At 56.7% G+C, this 20,471-nt stretch carries 19 protein-coding genes and 2 pseudogenes; 6 read left to right on the forward strand and 15 right to left on the reverse strand.

Going from position 1 to position 20,471, the window contains the following annotated elements:
* Nucleotides 1-579, reverse strand: a pseudogene (flhF, locus tag ACTJJN_RS16185) (flagellar biosynthesis protein FlhF); the annotation flags it as partial.
* An 11-nt stretch (nt 580-590) separates the two neighbouring features.
* The gene (gene flhA / locus ACTJJN_RS16190; RefSeq protein WP_440781421.1) at nt 591-2,720 is read right to left on the reverse strand and encodes a flagellar biosynthesis protein FlhA; all 2,130 of its coding nucleotides are present in this window, start codon (nt 2,718-2,720) and stop codon (nt 591-593) included.
* A gap of 415 nt (nt 2,721-3,135) precedes the next feature.
* On the opposite strand from flhA, the gene ACTJJN_RS16195 reads away from it, so the two are divergent.
* Nucleotides 3,136-3,831 (forward strand): GntR family transcriptional regulator, encoded by a 696-nt coding sequence (locus ACTJJN_RS16195; protein WP_017148172.1) that lies wholly within the window; start codon nt 3,136-3,138, stop codon nt 3,829-3,831.
* On the opposite strand, the gene ACTJJN_RS16200 is transcribed toward ACTJJN_RS16195, so the two are convergent.
* Entirely contained in the window at nt 3,826-4,884 is a 1,059-nt protein-coding gene (locus ACTJJN_RS16200; protein WP_012051643.1) for a D-alanine--D-alanine ligase family protein, read from the reverse strand. The two genes, ACTJJN_RS16195 and ACTJJN_RS16200, sit on opposite strands and share 6 nt — an antisense overlap.
* Before the next feature lie 93 nt (nt 4,885-4,977).
* Between ACTJJN_RS16200 and ACTJJN_RS16205 the strand changes: the two genes are divergently transcribed.
* Genes ACTJJN_RS16205 through ACTJJN_RS16225 form a run of 5 tightly spaced genes read left to right on the forward strand, consistent with a single transcriptional unit; the run spans nt 4,978 to nt 10,771 of the window.
* A complete protein-coding gene (locus tag ACTJJN_RS16205; protein WP_012051642.1) occupies nt 4,978-6,606 on the forward strand; it encodes a B12-binding domain/radical SAM domain-containing protein in 1,629 nt (542 codons plus the stop codon).
* Nucleotide 6,607: 1 nt separating this feature from the next.
* Nucleotides 6,608-7,774 carry a PLP-dependent transferase gene (locus ACTJJN_RS16210; protein ID WP_014755784.1) on the forward strand — a complete coding sequence of 389 codons (1,167 nt, stop codon included), beginning with the start codon at nt 6,608-6,610 and terminating at the stop codon, nt 7,772-7,774.
* A gap of 33 nt (nt 7,775-7,807) precedes the next feature.
* On the forward strand, nt 7,808-8,686 hold the full coding sequence (locus tag ACTJJN_RS16215) for an LPD16 domain-containing protein (protein ID WP_012051640.1): 879 nt from the start codon (nt 7,808-7,810) through the stop codon (nt 8,684-8,686).
* 10 nt (nt 8,687-8,696) lie between these two features.
* Nucleotides 8,697-9,860, forward strand: coding sequence for a cysteine desulfurase family protein (locus tag ACTJJN_RS16220; RefSeq protein WP_012051639.1), 1,164 nt, complete (start codon nt 8,697-8,699; stop codon nt 9,858-9,860).
* Nucleotides 9,857-10,771, forward strand: a complete 915-nt coding sequence (locus ACTJJN_RS16225) for a D-alanine--D-alanine ligase family protein (RefSeq protein WP_012051638.1) — start codon at nt 9,857-9,859, stop codon at nt 10,769-10,771. The genes ACTJJN_RS16220 and ACTJJN_RS16225 overlap by 4 nt, the downstream gene beginning before the upstream one ends.
* A 180-nt stretch (nt 10,772-10,951) precedes the next feature.
* On the opposite strand, the pseudogene ACTJJN_RS16230 reads toward ACTJJN_RS16225, so the two are convergent.
* The 12 genes and pseudogenes from ACTJJN_RS16230 to ACTJJN_RS16285 form a co-directional block, all read right to left on the reverse strand.
* Nucleotides 10,952-11,188: pseudogene (locus tag ACTJJN_RS16230) on the reverse strand (FHIPEP family type III secretion protein); the annotation flags it as partial.
* 224 nt (nt 11,189-11,412) lie between these two features.
* Complete coding sequence (gene flhB / locus ACTJJN_RS16235; protein ID WP_014755781.1) at nt 11,413-12,555, reverse strand: flagellar biosynthesis protein FlhB; 1,143 nt, start codon at nt 12,553-12,555, stop codon at nt 11,413-11,415.
* 2 nt (nt 12,556-12,557) lie between these two features.
* Entirely contained in the window at nt 12,558-13,334 is a 777-nt protein-coding gene (fliR, locus tag ACTJJN_RS16240) for a flagellar biosynthetic protein FliR (RefSeq protein WP_012051635.1), read from the reverse strand.
* Nucleotides 13,335-13,341: 7 nt separating this feature from the next.
* Nucleotides 13,342-13,611, reverse strand: a complete 270-nt coding sequence (fliQ, locus tag ACTJJN_RS16245) for a flagellar biosynthesis protein FliQ (RefSeq protein WP_012051634.1) — start codon at nt 13,609-13,611, stop codon at nt 13,342-13,344.
* A 21-nt stretch (nt 13,612-13,632) separates the two neighbouring features.
* Nucleotides 13,633-14,388: a flagellar type III secretion system pore protein FliP gene (gene fliP / locus ACTJJN_RS16250; protein WP_012051633.1), complete on the reverse strand. Its 756-nt coding sequence runs from the start codon at nt 14,386-14,388 to the stop codon at nt 13,633-13,635.
* Complete coding sequence (gene fliO / locus ACTJJN_RS16255; RefSeq protein ID WP_012051632.1) at nt 14,388-14,822, reverse strand: flagellar biosynthetic protein FliO; 435 nt, start codon at nt 14,820-14,822, stop codon at nt 14,388-14,390. The genes fliP and fliO overlap by 1 nt, the downstream gene beginning before the upstream one ends.
* Nucleotides 14,823-14,834: 12 nt before the next feature.
* Nucleotides 14,835-15,299: a flagellar motor switch protein FliN gene (fliN, locus tag ACTJJN_RS16260; RefSeq protein ID WP_003254417.1), complete on the reverse strand. Its 465-nt coding sequence runs from the start codon at nt 15,297-15,299 to the stop codon at nt 14,835-14,837.
* A 47-nt stretch (nt 15,300-15,346) separates the two neighbouring features.
* Entirely contained in the window at nt 15,347-16,315 is a 969-nt protein-coding gene (gene fliM / locus ACTJJN_RS16265; RefSeq protein WP_003254418.1) for a flagellar motor switch protein FliM, read from the reverse strand.
* A gap of 9 nt (nt 16,316-16,324) precedes the next feature.
* Nucleotides 16,325-16,822 (reverse strand): flagellar basal body-associated protein FliL, encoded by a 498-nt coding sequence (fliL, locus tag ACTJJN_RS16270; RefSeq protein ID WP_010955083.1) that lies wholly within the window; start codon nt 16,820-16,822, stop codon nt 16,325-16,327.
* A gap of 219 nt (nt 16,823-17,041) precedes the next feature.
* Nucleotides 17,042-18,307, reverse strand: a complete 1,266-nt coding sequence (locus tag ACTJJN_RS16275) for a flagellar hook-length control protein FliK (RefSeq protein ID WP_440781422.1) — start codon at nt 18,305-18,307, stop codon at nt 17,042-17,044.
* A gap of 70 nt (nt 18,308-18,377) precedes the next feature.
* Nucleotides 18,378-18,725, reverse strand: a complete 348-nt coding sequence (locus ACTJJN_RS16280; RefSeq protein WP_004577674.1) for an Hpt domain-containing protein — start codon at nt 18,723-18,725, stop codon at nt 18,378-18,380.
* 48 nt (nt 18,726-18,773) lie between these two features.
* Nucleotides 18,774-20,465, reverse strand: coding sequence for a fused response regulator/phosphatase (locus tag ACTJJN_RS16285; RefSeq protein WP_003254425.1), 1,692 nt, complete (start codon nt 20,463-20,465; stop codon nt 18,774-18,776).
* Nucleotides 20,466-20,471 lie beyond the last annotated feature (6 nt).

Here is a 20,471-nt window from a genome sequence, read left to right on the forward strand (position 1 = left end):
GGCCTGGCGCGGTTCCTCGATCTCGGCGGTCAGGTCCAGCAGCTCGCGGGCGATCGGCCCGGACAGGCCGATGCGCTGCAGGCGGCGCCAAAGGTTGGCCTGCTGCGGCTTGCTGCCCTGCAGCTGATTCCAGGCCAGCGAACCGAGTTGCACTTCCAGCAGCTCGCGCAGGCCCGACAGCTCCGAGCGCATGGCATCGAACAGGCGCGGGTCAACCGGCGCAGCAGCCGGTACGGCGGCGGCCTCAGGGGCATCGACGTGCGGCTCGATCAACGGTTCGGCAGCGGTCAAAGATTGCCCGGCGAACAATTGGCGGTTGTTGTCGCTGCTGTCCTGACGCTGGTCCAGCTCGGCCTGGGCAGTGGCAATGCGCGTGTGGGTCTTGCGCAGCTCTTCTTCCAGCTCGGCGTTGGGCACACGCGGGGCCAGGGCGGACAGCTTGTAGTCCAGCGCGGCCGTCAGCTCGACACCACCGGCAATGCGGCGGTTGCCAATGATTGCGGCATCGGCGCCCAGCTCGTCACGGACCAGTTTCATGGCCTGACGCATATCGGCGGCGAAAAATCGCTTAACTTGCATTATCCCCTACCTCAGCCGTTAGGGCCCACGGTGGCAACGATGGTGACTTGCTTGTTGTCCGGTATTTCCTGATACGCCAGAACATGCAAATTCGGTACAGCCAGGCGACCGAAACGCGACAACATGGCGCGGATCGGGCCGGCGACCAGCAGGATGGCCGGCTGACCCTGCATTTCCTGGCGCTGGGCCGCCTCGATCAGCGAACGTTGCAGCTTCTCGGCCATGCTAGGCTCCAGAAGAACACCATCTTCCTGACCCTGCCCGGCCCTTTGCAGACTATTCAGCAAAATCTGTTCCAACCTTGGCTCCAGGGTAATCACTGGAAGCTCCGACTCAACGCCGACAATGCTTTGCACGATGGCGCGACACAATCCGACGCGCACCACCGCCACCAGTGCGGCGGTATCTTGACTCTTGCCGGCGTTGTTCGCGATAGCCTCGGCAATACTGCGAATATCGCGCACTGGCACCTGTTCCGACAACAGGGCTTGCAGCACCTTGAGCAGCCCCGACAAGGAAATGACACCCGGCACCAGCTCTTCTGCAAGTTTAGGCGATGCCTTGGCCAGCACCTGCAGCAGTTGCTGAACCTCTTCGTGGCCGATCAGCTCGTGGCAGTGTTTCTGCAGAATCTGGTTGAGGTGGGTGGCCACCACGGTGCTGGCATCGACCACGGTGTAACCCAGCGACTGCGCCTGTGAGCGCTGGCCGACGTCGATCCACACCGCTTCCAGGCCAAACGCCGGGTCGCGCGCGGCAATACCGTTGAGGGTGCCAAACACCTGCCCAGGGTTGATCGCCAGTTCGCGGTCCGGGTAGATCTCCGCCTCGGCCAGAATCACCCCCATCAGGGTCAGGCGATAGGCGCTGGGTTGCAGGTCGAGGTTGTCACGAATGTGCACGGTGGGCATCAGGAAGCCCAGGTCCTGCGACAGCTTCTTGCGCACGCCCTTGATCCGCGCCAGCAACTGGCCGCCCTGGTTGCGATCGACCAGCGGGATCAACCGATAGCCGACCTCCAGGCCGATCATGTCGATAGGAGTGACGTCGTCCCAACCCAGCTCCTTGGTTTCCAGCGCACGCTGTGGCGAGGGCAGCAGGTCCTGCTGACGCTGCGCCTCTTGCTGGGCTTTGACCTTGGCCTGTTGCTGCTTCTTCCACACCAGGTAGGCGCCGCCGGCCGCCATCAGGCCGAGGCTGAGGAAGGCAATGTGCGGCATGCCCGGCACCAGGCCCATGACGATCATCAGCCCCGCCGACACCGCCAGCGCCTTGGGCGAATCGAACATCTGCCGATTGATCAGCTTGCCCATGTCTTCAGAGCCTGAAGCACGGGTGACCATGATCGCGGCGGCGGTGGACAGCAGCAGTGATGGCAATTGCGCCACCAAACCGTCACCAATGGTCAGCAGGGCATAGACCTTGCCGGCCTCGCTGAACGACATATTGTGCTGCAGCATGCCGATGAGCATGCCACCGATCAGGTTGATGAACAGGATCAGCAAGCCGGCGATGGCGTCGCCGCGCACGAACTTGCTGGCACCGTCCATCGAACCGTAGAACTCGGCCTCCTGCGCCACCTCGGCACGGCGGTGCTTGGCCTGGGCCTGGTCGATCAGGCCGGCATTGAGGTCGGCGTCGATGGCCATCTGCTTGCCGGGCATGGCGTCGAGGGTGAAACGCGCACTCACTTCCGAGATACGCCCGGCGCCCTTGGTCACCACCACGAAGTTGATGATCATGAGGATGGCGAACACCACCGCACCGACCACGTAGTTACCGCCGATCACCACCTCACCAAAGGCCTGGATCACTTTACCGGCAGCGCCGTGGCCCTCCTGGCCATGCAGCATGACCACACGGGTGGACGCCACGTTCAGGGCCAGGCGCAACAACGTGGCCACCAGCAGGATGGTGGGGAACGCAGCGAAGTCGAGCGGGCGCAAGGCGTATACACAGACCAGCAGCACCACGATCGACAGGGCGATGTTGAACGTGAAGAACACGTCGAGCAGGAACGGCGGTATCGGCAACATCATCATTGCCAACATCACCAGCAGCAACAGCGGCACCCCCAGGTTGCCCCGGCCGAGCCCGACCAGGTTGTTGCGGGCGTTGCTGATTAACTGAGTGCGATCCACCGCGAGTCCTCTTGATGCAAAACTTTGACGCCCAGGGGGCGCCTGGGCGTGGCTTTGCAAGAAGCTTTCCAACTTTGGCTGACACCCACACGAAAAGATGAACCGGGCGAACTCCATCGCGTTGGCTGATGGCTCATCAGCAGGCAATCACCGAGAGAAACGAGACCTCCCGCCCCACTCGCCTCAACGGCAAAGGCCCAAGGCTGAACCTCTTGAAAAGCCAAAGAGAGGGAGGCCCACTGCAAAAAAATTCTGAGCGACTTGATCATGCAAAAGCTCATGGTTTCTATGCGGATGTAGGGAGCCAATGACTGCTCAAAGGCATGAACATCATGCCAATTACTCGATTGGTAGCTCTAGTGAGTCTGTGATACCTTCGCCAGCGCTTTTGACTACATCGCTTGACCCGGAGAACATGGTGGCAAACTCTCTCGATAGCTTTATCGTTCCTGACAAACATCGCCATAAAACCGCGATGGATTATGTAGTCGAGTCGCTACGCGAAGGCATACTTTCTGGCGCAATAGCCGAAGGTACGGCTTTGCGCCAAGAAGAGCTAGCCTCAAAATTCGGTTTGAGTCGAATGCCGATAAGGGACGCCATAAGGCAGTTGGAGGCCGAAGGGCTTGTTACCTACGAAGTCCATAAAGGGGCCTCTGTAGCGATCATGACGATTGAAGACATTGTCGAGATCTATGATATGCGGATCATGGCAGAATGCACCGCCTTGGACTTTGGTTTTGACAACATCGTAGAAAATGATCTGGCGCAGATGTACGAACTCATATCTGCCATGGAGCATGCCACCGACCCGCACCACCTTAGCGAACTCAATGAAAAATTCCATCACTTTCTTTATTCAAAAGCAAAGCGCCCCAGGTTACTTGCATTAATTAAGTCCCTTCATGACTCGGTGGATCGCCATCTTCGTTTTTTGTTGACAAATCTCGACTATCACAAGAAATCGCAACAGGATCATAAAAGCATTTTGAGCGCTTGCGCCAAGGGTGATCGCGAAGCCGCCAAGCAATTTTTAGCCGAGCACCTTGCCGAGGGACGAGATGCAATCGTTACGTTTCTTGAGAAGCGGCGTCGGCAGGACGTGTCATAAACGTTCTTTAGATGCTGATGAGAGCCCATATTCGACTAGCGCTCCTACCAACTTCGGCGGAGGGTAACCGGAGCACTCAAACATCTTCGGGTACATACTGGCACTCGTAAATCCGGGTAAGGTATTGATCTCATTGAGAATAATCTCACCCTCTTCTGTCAAGAAAAAATCCACCCTGGCGTACCCCTTCAGTTCAAGGCATCTAAACGCCTGGACAGATAAAGCCTGGATGCGCGCGACAATGTCAGGTGGCAACAAGCTTGGCACACGAAGACCTGTCACACTGTTGGAATCGTATTTCGCCTGATAATCGTAATAGGCGTGCCCTTCCTTTTTGATTATTTCACCCACCACCGAGGCCATCAAACCCTCCTCAAGCTCGAGCACACCACACTCTATCTCTCTTCCACAGACAGCAGCCTCCACCAGCACCTTTGTGTCTTCTCGTGCTGCAATAGCAAATGCCGCAGCATATTCCAAGGCGTTGGAGACCCTAGACACACCAATCGATGAGCCCGAAGTAGCGGGCTTTACGAAGAGCGTGCTGCTACCCAGGCACTCAACCAGTTCCTCCCAAGGACGCATGGAGTTCAAGGCCAGCCAAGGCCCCACAACAAGCCCGGCAGACTGGACCATTCTCTTTGTGACATCTTTATCCATGGCCATTGCCGAACCTAGCACCCCGGAGCCCACACACGGCAAACCGCACATCGCTGCCAATCCTTGAATTGTTCCATCCTCCCCCCACCGACCATGCAGTGCCGGGAAAAGCAAATCGATCCCAATCTCCACCGTGCCGCTCTCTTGAGTTGTGTATGAGAGCGAGCGATGGCCTGGACGAATTGAAATCAACGGAGCCGACCGATCAACCGCACCAGGGAACTGGCACGGCTCTCCTTGATACCTCCAGTTGCCCTCACGATCTATCCCTACACAGTGCACCCTGTGACCGAGAGCCATCAGCGCCGCGTGGATTGTAGCGGCGGAGCGTAGCGCCACTGAATGCTCTGAGCTCCGCCCCCCAAAAACCAGTGCGATCACATTTTGTTTCATTTCGACAGGCCTCAGTCAGGAGATTTTGGCTACTGTATCCAATATCCAAAAAAAATAACAACGGCATTTGCCGATATTCAGGAATGGAAGAGCATGCCTTTGCAAATCACTAAGAGGGCGACCCTGGGCGAGCGGTCGTCCGCCCCCAAAATCGTCACGCCTCATCTACAGATTCGAGCGATCGCGGTCTCTGCGCCGGAATGCATCAGCGGCCACAAATCAGGCAGGGCTTTGAACAGCACTGACCCTGTCAGCCTCTTTAACGCATGCCGCTATGCGGCAAGCCTCGCTAAACAAAGGAAAGGTGCTTGGGGAAACAGCAACTGGGGGCGACTCGACAAAAAGTTGAGAGAGCATTTTTTGCTCATGTACTCACTGGATGACATGCATCGCTATGAAAATTTAATACAAGCATCTCGACCCAACATTCTATTCATTGGCGCCATGACGCTCTGCATGCCTGGCGCAGTGGAATGTGCAAAAGTCGCTAGAAAAATGTTCGGCGATAGATTACTCATCGTACTGGGTGGGCGGCACGTTAATGAAACGATATACCTTGCTGACGAAAGAAAGAGGCTACCCTCACTCGTCAAACACCATAGAGCCTCGCCGGGGCGCCTTATCAGAGAGTGTGAAATCCCTCCACTATTTGACGTCATAATTTCCGGAGAGGCGGAAAAATTGATTGCAGAGATTGGCGAGCTTTTTAGTCGCTGCAATCAAAGCCCAGCGACGTTCATTGCAGAAAACCTGGATATGAAAACTGAAGGGCGATGGATCGCTGACTTCCCACGCATCGATAACACACTTGTAAGTGATGGCGTACCTCTGAAGCGCGACGAATTACCCTCAGTGGTCGGTACATTTGGGGTCACCGCTTCATTTGATGTTTTCGAGGGGCGCATGACCTCACATATATTCAGCGATACTGGGCCTGGGTGTATCTATGATTGTAATTTTTGCAGTGAACGCCGCAGCATTGCCGGAAACATCCAGGACATACAAGGCGCCCCACGACGACTCTACAATCAACTCAACGAGACAGTTAGCGCAGTAATGCAAGATCACCCCAGCAAGGGGGCAAGCGCATTCGTCGAAGATTCGATATTCCTTAGCGGTAGCCCAGTCGCAATCACACAGCTGTGTCAATTACTTGAGAAAGCCCCTTTAGAAGTCATTTTCGGAGGCCAATTCACGATCGATCAGATTCTTAGAAAAAAGGACGTTATTCAAAGGCTAGCCAAATGTGGCCTTAGGTATATATTCATCGGACTCGAAACGCTTGAACCACAAGAAATTGGGGGCATGAGCAAAGACGTTGATGGCAATAAACAAACGTGGAAAGACCGATTCTTACAAGCTCTGGATTTTATGGCTGCAAATCATATCGATTGCGGGTGCGCATTACTTTTTGGCTTGGGTGAAGCACATATCAGTCGCCGAAACTTGCTTAATGGACTCATAAAGCTTAAGCAGGAGACAGGACAGCCTATTACCTTAAGTGCAAACTGGGCGGTCCAGCACCCACTGCGGAGTAGCCGCGAAAGCGAGAATGAAAATTACCTGCGCTGGGGCACTCCCGAAGGTGAACTGCTGGAGTATTTCCATAGATTCGGTGAAGCCTCCCTCGAATATCCCTTACCCAATGTCTGTGCACCTCAGGTTGGCGAAGTTAAAGAAATAATCCTTCTTCTCAATGAGTTCGAGGCAAGCGATGCCTGAGATGACACGTAGTAAACTGGCCCAGGTTGGCCTCTTCCCCACAGGAGGAATCCAATCCACACAAACGCCAGCCATGGAGTGCACCAGCTATTTAGTCGACACCTTTGATCAGTTGCCACCCATCAATGAAGAAAGCCTAGCAGACATAGACAATGATCTTTTCAGTGGTCTGTACTATGGCGGCGTTGACACACCAACGACTCGACAACTTTCTCAGCGGGTAGCCGACCTCGAGAAGGGCAAGTTCGCAGTCTTAACACCTTCCGGGCAGTCCGCCTTCAACCTGTTGCTGACAACATTCGTGAAACCAGGTGATCACGTACTTGCTGGAGACACCATCGTTTACTCCACACGATGGCTGCTGAATCACTTTGAAAATATTGGTGTAAAAATTGAATACTTCACACCTAGCGAAGCCGCGACTCTAAAAAATAAACTAACTCTAAAGACAAAATTAATCATATTTGAAAACCCAGGCGCATTCACGTACGAGGTCATGAATATTAATGCGATCGTCGAATCAAGACACGACCACCCAGCGTTGATTGTGGCCGACAACACATGGGCAGCATCACTATTTCACCACCCCTTATCACTCGGCGCGGACATCAGCTTGATTTCAATGAGCAAATACCACGGGGCTGTAGAGGGCATCTCTCTCGGAGCACTAATAACCAAGCGAAAAGATCTGTATGTAAACCTTAAAACCACCTCCGCATTAACGGGCAACCATGTGAGCTCACACGCCTGCTCAGCAGCAATTCGATCAATCAGCACGCTCGGCGCTCGCCTATCATTTCAAATGAGTACGACTCGCAAGGTACTTAGAAGCCTCAAGCCACTGCCTCTTTTAAAACAGGCAATACATCCCATTCTCCAAAACACTGAGCTCCACCTACAAAACTCGATGATCTATGGATTCAACAGCCTTTTCACCGTTGAATTTTCATGCTCTCGCAACGAACTGATATCTCGCCTGAACCGACTAAACCTAATAAAGATCGGCTATGGATGGGGCGGCACGACAAGCCTCGTCAATCTTATTGATACTCGCGACATGCCCTCAGCAAAAAGACTAGGCATTAACAGTGAGTGCGCAAGGATATATCTCGGACTTGAAGACCCAGACGAATTAACTCGCGATCTTACCAATGCATTTACTCAATAACCCTCACCCCAAAACTACCCGCAAGGATAAATTATGAAAAAAATAACGACACATGAAAGCTTTGCATTTACAGAAGCCGAGCTAAAAAGTCGCATTTTCAACTTCATGGATGCCGAACCCTTGAATGCCGCTCACATCATGGCCGGCCACTTCATGCTATTTTATGACAAACAGAGCGATCGACTGGCACCAGGAGTCTTTGAGGACATACAAGACCCTACATTAAAAGCACAAATCAAGGAGCGAGTGGGCATATTTCCCACCTATTCTTGGAAGTTAGCTATAGAATTCGCAGAGCACCATATAGTCAAGAATAACCAAAGCGGAAACCTACTCCTTTTGATCAACGATTGGCAATACGTCCCAAGCGACAAAATCACTCAAGACTATAGGGCCGAATTTTACAACCACTTCAAGCAACTTCCAACAAGCTACCTCACGCACCTTAACTCATCCTCAATCGTCACTACAAAAAATATCACACCCAGTCGCAAACATACACTTTGTTTCCCCGAGACATGGTTGAAAAATCGCTTTCAAAATGAGGCTTCTCGACTGGTGAAGCAAGGAAAACTCGAGAAACGATGTATTCCAGATCAACCAGAAATGTCCGAGATTTCATTCACTGACTCTTCGGGCACACCTTTACCACTGGTCAGTTGCGGCATGACCGGTTGCGCAGGTGAAATAACAGAAATGATTTCCGAAGCCTATAGAGCAGGCGCTCGCCTTTTGATTCTCCTCGCCCCAAATGAATGCCATGCTCCAATTAGAAAGGGAGTTGAGATCGCCCTCTCACTTTACGAGTTCGATCCTGTAAGCATATTGGTGGCAGATCTGGGAGGGAGCGGGGAGCTCACGACCGAAGAAATATACAGCAAAGGCATCCATATCGTCACCTATAGAACTTGAGAGGCCAGCCATGCAACCAGACTCGGTAATCTATCTAGATGCTGCAGCCACTACTCCGTGCGCTGATGACGTCATAAAGGAAATGGCGAAATATGACAACATCAACTACGGAAACCCCTCATCTGCGCACATTCTAGGCCGTCTTGCACGGAGTGCTGTCTTTGAAAGTGCTTCACATATTTCTGAGCTGCTAGGCTGCACACCGGCTGAAATAGTTTTCACATCTGGCGCCACGGAAAGCAATAACATTGCGATTCTTGGAAGCGCCACCACCGCAAGAAGCAATATAATTATATGCCCTATCGACCACAAATCCAGTCTTTTAGCCGCAGAAGAATTAGAAAAACGCAACATAGAGATTCGACGAATGAAAATCGATTCAGACGGACGAGTCAATCTAACGCATCTAAACAGCCTACTGGATGAAAACACATCACTGCTCTCTATTTCTTATGTGAATTCCGAAATAGGCACATTTCAAAACCTTCTAGAAATCAAAAAGGCATTAGAAAACTCAAATGCACTTTTCCATATCGATGCCGCTCAAGCGTTGGGCAAGCTACCTATCAACGTCAAAGAACTTGGCGTAGATTGCGCTTCGATTTCAGCCCATAAAATCGAAGGGCCAAAGGGCATCGGCGCCCTCTATGTTTCTTCCTCCAGCTTTTCTCGTTTGCGTCCTCTCACATTTGGCGGCGGTCAATCTTCACTCCGTAGCGGCACACTTCCCACTCAACTGATCGCCGGATTCGGCGCTGCGGCACGTCGACTAAAGAACAAGGATTACCCTGCCTCATGGTCCGCTGCGAAACAACTGAGAAATGCAATACTTGAAACACTAAACAAGCATGACATCGCGTTCCTAATTAATTCTCCAGACGCTGTTTCGACACCTCACATCTTGAATATTTCCATTCTTGGGATGCGCTCAGAAACCTTGATTAGTTGCTTGAGAAACGTCTGCATCTCTTCCGGATCAGCCTGCAACTCTAACAATCTTTCCCCCTCTTACGTCATCACCGGGATTGGGCACAGCGCAATGAGGGCCAACAGTGCGATCCGCTTATCCTTTACCAGCGACATGGACATCAAAACCGTTCGAGCAGGTGCAGAATCGCTTTCACAAAAGGTGCTTCAGCTTATCCACTTAAATCATAGGGGGCAAATGAAATGATTGAAAATATTGCAATTATAACGGGTGGAAACTCCTCGGAGCGGGAGGTTTCCCTTCAAACTTCCGAAGCTGTCTCACAATCGTTGAAAACCCTCCAAATCAGCCATGAGATTTTCACCATTTCGGACTATAGAGAACTGCTTAGTCTGGACCTCGCTAAATTCACCAGAGTCTTTTTGGCGCTTCATGGCGGTTTCGGTGAAAACGGGATGGCACAAGCATATTTAGAAGGACTAGGGATCCCATATAATGGCCCTTCTCCTCAGGCCAGCGCAATCTGCATGGACAAGCTTCTAACGAAGCATATTGCAAGAGGACTTGGAATAAATGTCGCAAACTATCTTTACTCGAAAAACGGTGATGACGTTTGTTTTGAAGAAATCAGTGAACGCCTAGGAACACCCTGCATCGTCAAACCTAACCGTGAAGGATGTAGCTTCGGTGTGTCTCTGGTCCGCGACCTCAAAGCTGACCTCCAGCCTGCTATAAACGCAGCAGCAAAATTTCACACTGGAATTCTAATAGAAGAATTTATAAGTGGGCCCGAGTTATCCGTATGCTATTTAAACAAATCCACGCTACCCATCTATACAGTTGAATTTGAGAGTGATTTCTTCTCTTATGATGCGAAATTCATATCCACCAAGACGAATGCCACCCTCTCCATCCTAGACAGGAGCACCCATCAACTAGTCACCAACTACTGCTCTGCTATCGCTGAGGCACTTGAGCTTGATTACTTTAGAGCAGACTTCATCGTCCACAACACAGAGCCGTACCTTATTGAGCTTAACACCCTTCCCGGGCTTACAAGCCATAGTCTTTTTCCGAAAGCATGCCAGCAACATGGTATCGAATTTGACAAACTGGTACTTATCTTAAACAACTTGGATCCTAGCCAATACTGCTGACCGAACAACAAGTATAATTCGTACCATCAGGCTATTGGATGTCGTTGGTGTTTTTCGGATGGTAATTTATTGATCACCCAATTGAGATTAAGCGCCGCTCAAACGGCGCTCGATCTTGAGCAATCCCAGAAACGGTCAAGAAACTTTCAACTGTCACGCCGCAAATCCGGCGGAATCGGAAAGCAGAATGGTCGGGAACGCCGCAAAGTCGAGCGGACGCAGGGCGTATACACACACCAGCAGCACCACGATCGACAGGGCGATGTTGAAGGTGAAGAACACGTCGAGCAGGAACGGCGGTATCGGCAACATCATCATTGCCAACATCACCAGCAGCAACAGCGGCACCCCCAGGTTGCCCCGGCCGAGCCCGGCCAGGTTGTTGCGGGCGTTGCTGATTAACTGAGTGCGATCCACCGCGCGTCCTCTTGATGCAAAACTTTGACGCCCAGGGGGCGCCTGGGCGTGGCTTTGCAAGAAGCTTTCCAACTTTGCTCGGCGAGGGATTTATGTGGCTGGTACCGGCCCTTTCGCGGGTGAACCCGCTCCTACACGACGGCCTGCGCCCAACCACCGACAGGTGTCCACCACCGTGTGGGAGCCGGCGCGCCCGCGAAAGGGCCAGAAGCCGTGATACAAGGTCAACTGTCGCGGCGCAGGTCCGGCGGGATCGGCAGGTCGTCTTTCAGCGGCTCTGGGCGCTTGCCTTTGCCGGATCGGTATTGGCGAATCTGGAACACATACGCCAACACCTGGGCCACCGCCAGGTACAGGCCAGCAGGGATTTCCTGCTCAATTTCGGTGGAGTAATAGATCGCCCGCGCCAGCGCTGGCGACTCGAGAATCTGGACCTTGTGCTCCACGCCAATCTCGCGGATCTTCAAGGCAATGAAGTCGGTCCCCTTGGCCAGCAACAGTGGCGCCAGCCCACCCTTCTCCGGGTCGTATTGCAAGGCCACCGCATAGTGCGTCGGGTTGGTGATGATCACGTCTGCATCAGGCACCGCCGCCATCATGCGCCGCTGCGAAGCCTCGCGCTGCAGCTGGCGAATACGCTGTTTGACCTCGGGTTTGCCTTCGGAGTCCTTGTACTCGTCACGCACCTCCTGCTTGGTCATCTTCAGCTTGTTGTGTGCCTGCCACAGCTGGAATGGTACATCCGCCGCCGCAATCAGCAACAACCCTGCCGCCATCCACAGCGCACTCCAGCCAACCACCTGAACACTGTGTATGATCGCTTGATCCAAAGGCTCGTTGGCAATGGAGAGCAACGCCTGGCGGTCGTTGACCAGCACCACTATCGCCACTACCAGAATCACGAAAAACTTGGCGAGCGCCTTCAACAACTCGGTCAGGGCATTCATCGAGAACATGCGCTTGATCCCCGACAACGGGTTCATGCGGCTGAATTTCGGCTGCAACAGGCTGCCGGAAAACAGGAAACCGCCCAGGGCGATGGGTGCGACAAAGGCGATCACGAACAACAGGATCAGTATCGGCTGTACCGCCCAGATGGCCATCTTGCCCGAAGCCAGAAGAAAGGCCCCCATGGCGCGCTCGTCGACGATGATGTCGCGGGTCAGGCTGAAATTCATGCGCATCATGGCAAGCAAGGTCTCGGCCAGGTGCCCACCAAACGCCAGCAAGCCACCCGCGCCGGCCAACGTCACCGCCACGGTGTTCAACTCTTTGGAGCGCGCGATCTCTCCCTTCTCGCGGGCAGTGCGCTTGCGCTTCTCGGTGGGCTCTTCTGTCTTGTCCTGACCGCTCTCGCTTTCCGCCATGATCAGCGCGCCCTTGCCAATTCACGCAACCATTGCAGCGCTTCGCTGGCCAATGCCTGGTAGTGGGAGAGGATATCGGCCAGGCCGATCCAGAAAATGGCCATGCCCATGACCAGGGTCAACGGGAAACCGATCGAGAAGATATTCAACTGCGGTGCCGCACGGGTCATCACGCCAAAGGCGATGTTCACAACCAGCAGCGCAGCGATTACCGGCAGGATCAACAAAAGCCCAGCACCGAACACCCAACCCATGCGTCCGGCCAGCTCCCAGAAGTGATTGACCACCAGCGCACTCCCCACCGGCAAGGTGGTAAAGCTCTCGGTCAGCACCTCGAACACCACCAGGTGCCCGTTCATCAACAGGAACAGCACGCTCACCAACATGGTCATGAACTGGCTGATTACCGTGACGTTGACCCCGTTGGCGGGGTCAACCATCGAGGCGAAGGCCATGCCCATCTGCACCGCAACAATCTGCCCGGCAATCACGAAAGCCTGGAACAACAACTGCAAGGCCAGGCCAAACAGCGCGCCAACGATGATCTGCTCGGCGCACAGTAGCAAACCGCGCAGGCTCAGCGGGTCGAATTCAGGCAGCGGTGGCAGTGCAGGCACGATCACCACAGTAATCGCCACTGCCACGTAGAGGCGCACCCGCGCCGGCAACATGCGGGTACCGAAAATCGGCATGGTCATCAGCACCGCCGTTACTCTGAACAACGGCAGGATGAAGGTGGCGACCCAGGTGCCGATCTGCGTATCGGTCAGTTCCAGCATTGTCGCGTCAACCAATCAGCTGCGGGATGCTGGTGTATAGGCTGGTGATGTACTCCATGAACTTCTGCACCAGCCACGGCCCGGCAATGATCAGCGTGATCAGCATCACCAGCAGGCGCGGCAGAAAGCTCAGGGTCTGCTCGTTGATCTGCGTGGCTGCCTGGAACATCGCCACCACCAGACCCACCAACAGGCTTGGCACAACCAGCACGGCGACCAGCAGGGTGGTCAGCCACAGGGCGTCACGGAACAGGTCGACAGCAACTTCAGGTGTCATCGGCGGCTCTCCTTGACGGCGTCAGACGCCGCCGAAACTGCTGGCCAGGGTGCCCATGATCAGCGCCCAGCCGTCGACCAGCACGAACAGCATGATCTTGAACGGCAGCGAGATGATCAGCGGCGACAGCATCATCATACCCATGGCCATCAGCACACTGGCCACGACCATGTCGATGATCAGGAACGGGATGAAGATCATGAACCCGATCTGGAACGCGGTCTTGAGCTCCGACGTGACGAATGCCGGCACCAGGATCGTCAGCGGCACCTGGTCGGGGCCGGCGATGTCGGTGCGCTTGGACAGGCGCATGAACAAGTCAAGGTCGCTCTGCCGGGTTTGCGCCAGCATGAAGTCCTTGAGCGGGCCCTGGGCTTTGTCGATCGCCTGCTGGGCAGTCATCTGCTCCTTCAGGTACGGCTGCAGGGCATCCTGGTTCACTCGCTCGAACACCGGGGCCATGATGAACATGGTCAGGAAAAGCGCCATGCCGTTGAGCAACTGGTTCGAGGGCGTCTGCTGCAGGCCCAGGGCCTGGCGCAAGATCGAAAACACGATGATGATGCGGGTAAAGCTGGTCATCAGAATGACGAACGCCGGGATGAAACTCAGCGCGGTCATGATCAGCAGGATTTGCAGGCTGACCGAATATTCCTGTTGCCCGTCCGGGGTGTTGGACAGGGTGATGGCCGGAATCGACAGCGGGTCGGCGGCCAGGGCCAGCGGCGCAGCCAGCAGCAGCGCCAGAGTCAACAACGTACGCAGCGCGCCGCTCATCACTTGTTGTCCTTAGGGTCCTTGCCCATCAGCTCCATCAGCCGCTGGGCAAACTCCGGCGTCGCCTGACGGACGCTTGCCGGTACTTCCACGGGTTCGGCCAGTACATGCAGGGCCTCGATGGTGCCGGGGGTATGGCCTATCAGGATCTGCTCCTTGCCTACCTGCACCAGCAGCAGGCGGTCACGCGGGCCGATGGCACGGCTGCCGACAATCTCGATCACCTGCCCACCCTTCACAGCGGTGCTCTGCAGGCGCCGCAGCAGCCAGGCCAGGAAGAAGATCAGGCCCACCACCAGCAGCAGGCCCAAGACCATCTGCGCCAACTGCCCGCCGAGACTGCCAGGTTGAGCCACCGGGGTGGCCGCTGGCGTGGCCGCAGCCAGGCAAGCGTGGCTGGCGAACAGCACCGCTGCCGCGGCGATGGCGCGCATCGTGCCCTTCACTCAGCGCAACTTCTTGATACGTTCGCTGGGGCTGATCACGTCGGTCAGGCGGATGCCGAACTTTTCGTTGACCACCACTACTTCGCCATGGGCGATCAAGGTGCCGTTTACCAGCACGTCAAGCGGCTCGCCAGCCAGGCGGTCGAGCTCGATCACCGAGCCCTGGTTGAGCTGCAGCAGGTTGCGGATGTTGATCTCGGTGCTGCCCACTTCCATGGAAATGTTCACCGGGATATCCAGGATCACGTCCAGGTTAGGGCCTTCGAGGCTGACATTTTCGTTCGGCTTCGGCGAGCTGGCGAATTCTTCCATCGGCAGGCGGCCCGGGCCGCTGCTGCCGGTGTCCCCGCCCAGCAGTGCATCGATGTCGGCCTGGCCGGCAGAACCGGTTTCTTCCAACGCTGCGGCCCACTCATCGGCCAGTGCCTGGTCCTCTGGGGAGGTGATCTCGTTTTCGTTAGCCATGATTTCCTCGACAGGCATTCAATTCGTTGTAAGCGACCGGCACACCGTCAGCGGCGTTCGATCGGGTCAATGATCTGCAGGGCCAGGTTGCCCTTGTGCGAGCCCAGCCGCGCCTTGAACGCTGGCACCCCGTTAGCGCGCAGCACCAGGTGCTCGGGCAGTTCCACCGGGATCACGTCACCCGGCTGCATGTGCAGGATGTCGCGCAGCTTCAGCTGGCGTCGGGCGACCGTGGCGGTCATTGGCACGGCCACGTCCAGCACGTCCTCGCGCAGGGCCTTGACCCAGCGCTCGTCCTGGTCGTCCAGGTCCGACTGGAAACCGGCGTCGAGCATTTCCCGCACCGGCTCGATCATCGAGTACGGCATGGTCACGTGCAGATCGCCGCCGCCGCCGTCCAGTTCGATGTGGAAGGTGGACACCACCACCGCCTCGCTGGGGCCGACAATGTTGGCCATGGCCGGGTTGACCTCGGAGTTCATGTACTCGAAGCTGACCGGCATGATCGCCTGCCAGGCTTCCTTGAGGTCGACGAAACACTGGTCCAGCACCATGCGCACCACACGCAGTTCGGTCGGGGTGAACTCACGCCCTTCGATCTTGGCGTGGCGGCCATCGCCGCCAAAAAAGTTGTCCACCAGCTTGAACACCAGCTTGGCGTCGAGGATGAACAGCGATGTGCCGCGCAGCGGCTTGATCTTGACCAGGTTGAGGCTGGTGGGCACGTACAGCGAGTGCACGTATTCGCCGAACTTCATGACCTGCACGCCACCCACGGCCACGTCCGCGGAGCGGCGTAGCAGGTTGAACATGCTGATACGGGTGTAGCGGGCGAAGCGCTCGTTGATCATTTCCAGGGTCGGCATGCGACCCCGCACGATACGGTCCTGACTGGTCAGGTCGTAGCTTTTGATACTGCCAGGCTCGGATGCACTCTCAGTCTGCACCAGCCCGTCGTCGACACCGTGCAACAGGGCATCGATTTCATCCTGGGACAGCAGGTCCTGTACGGCCATTGCGGACTCCTACTGCAATACGAAATTGGTGAACAGCAACTGGTCGATGACCGGCTTGCCGACTTCCTTCTGCGCCACTTCCTGGACCACCGCGGTGGCCTTCTGGCGCAGCATCTCCTGCCCTACCGGGCTGCTGGCGAGGGTGTCGAACCCTTGCCCGGAGAACATCATCACCAGGTTGTTGCGGATCACCGGCATGTGCACCTTGAGGGCATCCAGGTCGGCCTGGTTACGCGCCTGCAGAGTGATGCTCAGCTGCATGTAGCGCTGGCGGCCGTTCTGGTTGAAGTTGACCACGAAGGCCGGGGTCAGCGCCTCGTAGATCGCCCCTGGCTTGACGTTGCTGGCCGTGGCCTCGGCGGCCGGAGCCGGCTCGCTCTTGTGCATGATGAACCAGGTAGCGCCCACCGAAAGGCCGATCGCCAGCAAAAGGCCGACGACAGCCAGCAGGATCAGCTTGAGTTTGCCTTTAGTGGCGGGGTCTTTGACTGCTTCGCTCTTCGCCATGCCAATAATCCGTCGTCCATCGGGGGGTTCAAGGGAGGATGGCTTGGCTTGAGCAAGTGTTATGCCAGATTTTGCAGGGGATGGATTCCAGCAGGTTTTGCGGTGCTGGCTGCTTCGCGGCCACGACCGCTCCCACAGCTACCGCACAGGGTTCGAAATCAACGAAACGCCTGTTGGAGCGGGCTCGCCCGCGAAGAAGCCAGCCCAGGCCAACCGTTATCAGGCGTAATAATCGACCGCACTGTCGCCGACAACCACCTGCTGCTCCAAAGGCCGGGCGCTATCGACCGCCTCGACCCCACCCTGCTCGGAGCGGCGCGCCGCCACCCCGGAAAAGTTGCTGCCCTGCGCCTGCCCCTGCTGTTGTTGCTGCCCGCGCGACTGGTCAGCCACGTTGACATCCGGCTGCGCCAACCCCTGCTGGGCAAACAGTTCGCGCAGGCGGTGCACCTGGCTGTCGAGGGCATCACGTACGCCGGCGTGGCCGCTGATGAAGGTGACCTGGGTCGCCTGGTCCGCCGCAACATTGACGCGAATGTCGAGGCGACCGAGTTCTGCTGGCTCCAGCTGGATATCAGCCGACTTGAGGTTCTGGCTGGACAGGTACATGACCCGGTTGACCAGGCCTTCTGCCCAAGCGTTCTGGTTCATTGGCAATGGCTGATGCAGCGGGTTCGCATTGGCCGGCACGGCATTGGCGGTCTTGGCCGTGGCCGCCTGGGTCAGGCTGGCCAGGCGGTTGGCAAAATCATCGATGCGGGTGTCGCTGCTGGCACTCTTGGTGTCTTTCAGGCCGTCCTCAGGCAAGCTGCCAAAAGCCTTGTCACCGGATTCGGTGCTTTCGCCATCGGCATTCTCGACCAAATTCGCCAAGGTATTGACGGCCGCCTGCCCTTCCTCGCCCTGAGCCTGGGCAGCATCGAGGGCATGTGCCGAGGTGCCACCCTTGGCCTGGGCACTGTGCTCCAGCGCGAAGCGCAGGGTTGGCAGGTTGGCCAGAGGGTCAGCATCCGGATCGAAGGCCTCCTCGCCGGACGGCTCTTCAGGCAGTGCCGCGGCGACCTGGGTTTGCGCCGTGGCCGCCTGCAGCACGGGCGCCACCGCCTCGGCCTGCGCCTGGATCAGTTGTGCGCCGGGCTGGGCATCAGTGACCTGACCGGCCACCAGGCTGGCATCACGCACACCCGTATCGGCCTGGGCCGAATCCTCTTTTGGCAACTTGTTGCCGTCATCGGCAACTGCAGCTTTGCCAGCCGGGTCTTTCTTGCCGCCGGCTGCCGCATCAGGTTTGTCCTTGGGCTTGGCTTGAGCAACCTTGTCGTCCTGCCCGGTAACCTTGTCGCGGCCCTGCCTGGCCATCACCTGGCCAAAGGCATCGCCCTTGTCGCCCAGCGCCTGCAGCGGCTTGTCCGCCTGCACGGCGGCCGAACGCGAGGTCTTGGCAATGGCATTGGCTTGCAACAAAGGGTTGGGTGCGACAGGCATCGAGCGGTCTCCGCGCCAGAAACAAAAATCATCGGGGCAGAGACAGGCAAGACTCGCGCCAACTCGCGTATCAGCCTGCGGAAATACGTTGCTGCTCACCGCGGTAAAAGTGCTGCACCACGACGAATTCCATGTCGATGCGGCTGATCAAGTCTTCAATTCCATATAACGGGGGCCGCCGTGCGCGCTCTTCGAGCTGCTGGCACAGGCTGGCCAAGGCCACCGCGCCCATGTTGCTGCTGCTGCCCTTGAAACTGTGGGCTGCCGCGCCAAGCTCCTCGGCGCTTTTGGCCGCGTGCAGCTGGCCAAGACGCCGCTCTGAGTCGTCGAGAAAAGTCTGCACCAACTGCAGGTAGCCATCTTCCATGACCTCACGCAGGTCACTGAGTACCTTGTGGTCAATATGCATGTCAGTCACTTGTTCACTCCTTGATCAAGCCAGATTATGCCCGAGCCAACCCGTGGCTCACCATACGAACTCCACATGCGCGCAACGCCCGCCTTCACTCCAGCGCGCGTCACTGGCCAACTGCCGCACCAGATTCAGACCGCGACCGCTCAGCCCCTGATCCAGCGAAGGCCGCGCAAGCACTTGCTGCACGTCGAAGCCGGCACCGCTGTCGCGCACCTCGATCATCAGACGCCCACCGCCGCCATGCGGTTCAACCTTGAAATCGATGCTTACAAAGCCTTCGGTCAGCGAGCCCAGGCGCCGGGCGCGCTCCTGGTAATAGTCGGTAAAGCCCTGCACATCGCGCTTGAGCTGTGAGTCCAGGCCCAGCACACCATGCTCCAGCGCATTGGCATACAACTCACTAAGCACACTGTGCAAGTTGCCGGTACGTGCGCGCAGGCCATGAATTTCCTGCAACAACTGCACCAGGTAAGGCACAGGGTTGAAGCGCTTAAGGCTTTCGCCACGCACTTCGAAGCTCAGCGACCAGTCCAGCGGGCTGGAGCGGCCACTATCAGAGTAGATCATCGGTGCCGGCACCCGCTCCTCGGCAGTGAACATGCGAATATCGCACAAGCTGATGTCATCGCGTGGCTGCCCACCAAAACGCTCCAGGGCCAGCATCAGCTCATCGAACAACTGCACAGGGTCGCGGTTGTCGGCCAGCACCGCTCGCAGGCGCTGTACGCCAAACAGGCGCTCCTGGTCGTCGGCGGTATCGAGCACACCGTCTGACAGCAGCAACAGGCGCTCGCCCGGTGCCAGCGGCAACACCTCTGTGCTGTCATCGAAGCGCTCAGCGGCCAGAATGCCCAGCGGCAGGTGCCGCGAACTCAGTGCCGACAGCACTTGGCCATCCACCGACAGGCGATAGCCATCAGGCATACCGCCATTCCATACCTCCACCGAGCCGCGCTGCATGCTGAGGTTGAGCAGCAGCGCACAGCAGAACATGTCCACCGGCAGGATGCGCTTGAGCTTGGCATTCATCTCGCGCAGGATCTGCGCCATGCCGTAGCCCTTGGCGGTCATGCCGTAGAACACCTCAGCCATCGGCATGGCGCCGACCGCCGCCGGCAGGCCGTGACCGGTGAAATCGCCAAGCAGCACACGCATGTCGCCGGCCGGGGTAAATGCCGCCAGCATCAGGTCGCCATTGAACAGCGCGTAAGGCGATTGCAGGTAGCGAATGTTGGGCGCTGAAAGGCAACCAGAGTGGGCCACCTTGTCGAACACCGCCTTGGCCACCCGCTGCTCGTTAAGCAGGTGATGGTGATGCCGGGTGATCTGGTCGCGCTGCTCCAGTACCGTTGCCTGCAAGCGACGCAGGCGATCCATGGCGCGAATCTTGGCAGCGAGGATCACCGCACTGTAGGGCTTGGCCATGAAATCATCGCCCCCCGCCTCCAGGCAACGCACCAGGCCTTCTTCTTCATTCAGCGACGTCAGGAAAATGATCGGCACCAGCGCTTCGCCAGCCAATGCCTTGATCTGCCGCGCCGCCTCGAAGCCATCCATGACCGGCATCAGGGCGTCCAGCAGCACCAGTTGCGGGCGCCGCTCGAGGTACAGCGCTACCGCCTGCTCGCCGTTTTCCGCAGTGAATACCTGATGCCCCTGGCGGCGCACGATCTGCGCAAGCAGAAGGCGATCGACAGCACTGTCTTCGGCGACCAGCACGGTCAACGCCTGTTCGGCCGGCATGTCGGC

Origin of the sequence: Pseudomonas sp. 22515, assembly GCF_052044625.1 — a bacterium.
Classification (GTDB): Bacteria; Pseudomonadota; Gammaproteobacteria; order Pseudomonadales; family Pseudomonadaceae; genus Aquipseudomonas; species Aquipseudomonas alloputida.